This is a genomic window from Enterococcus camelliae, assembly GCF_042685105.1.
Classification (GTDB): domain Bacteria; phylum Bacillota; class Bacilli; order Lactobacillales; family Enterococcaceae; genus Enterococcus_G; species Enterococcus_G camelliae.
The window spans coordinates 1-548 of record NZ_JBHUMO010000053.1 but is presented as its reverse complement, the minus strand read 5'-3'; the positions used below and the strand labels follow the sequence as shown (position 1 = coordinate 548).

At 33.9% G+C, this 548-nt stretch carries 2 protein-coding genes; both read right to left on the bottom strand.

Features of this window, described 5'->3' with window-relative positions:
* Positions 1-111, bottom strand: a 111-nt coding sequence (locus ACFSR0_RS08960; RefSeq protein ID WP_379982012.1) for a helix-turn-helix domain-containing protein, incomplete at its 3' end; no start/stop codon positions are given.
* A 25-nt stretch (positions 112-136) separates the two neighbouring features.
* Complete coding sequence (tnpA, locus tag ACFSR0_RS08955; RefSeq protein ID WP_379982010.1) at positions 137-538, bottom strand: IS200/IS605 family transposase; 402 nt, start codon at positions 536-538, stop codon at positions 137-139.
* Between the last annotated feature and the right edge of the window lie 10 nt (positions 539-548).

Here is a 548-nt window from a genome sequence, read left to right as displayed (position 1 = left end):
TCGTTGATTTAATAAAAAATTCCAATAGAACCGAACACAACCAAAAGTTTTTTGAAATTGAAGTTCCTGTTTTGAATTAGGATAGATTCTGATTTTATGGGCTTTTTTCATTTCTGCACACCTCCTTAACGTAAACTCAATATCTTGTTCTTTGGCTTTCTACATATCGTTTTATCGTTTCGCTAGAAACATTTCCTGCTGTTGAAACAAAGTAAGACCGTGTCCAAACACTTGGCATTTTACTTAAGTGTTCAAACGATTGTCGTAGCTCTCTAGATGTTCTACCTTTAATCACCTTCATGATATCTGCTGGTGCATAAGTTGGTTGAACATTTATAAAAAGATGACAATGGTCTGTATCTGTTTCTAACGCAATGACTGTCCACTCATTCTCTTCGCAAATTGAATGAACAAACGTTTTGAAACTAGCGTCTACTTCGGAATTGACAAATATTTTCCGACGATATCTAGGACAAAAAACAAAATGGTAATTGAGTAACGATACAGTTGTTTTTGAATGTCTGTATTCGTTATCCATGAGTTAATTA

What these genes read in the sequence shown, in the direction of transcription:
- tnpA (WP_379982010.1), bottom strand. Translation starts at nt 538, where the DNA reads ATGGATAACGAATACAGACATTCAAAAACAACTGTATCGTTACTCAAT.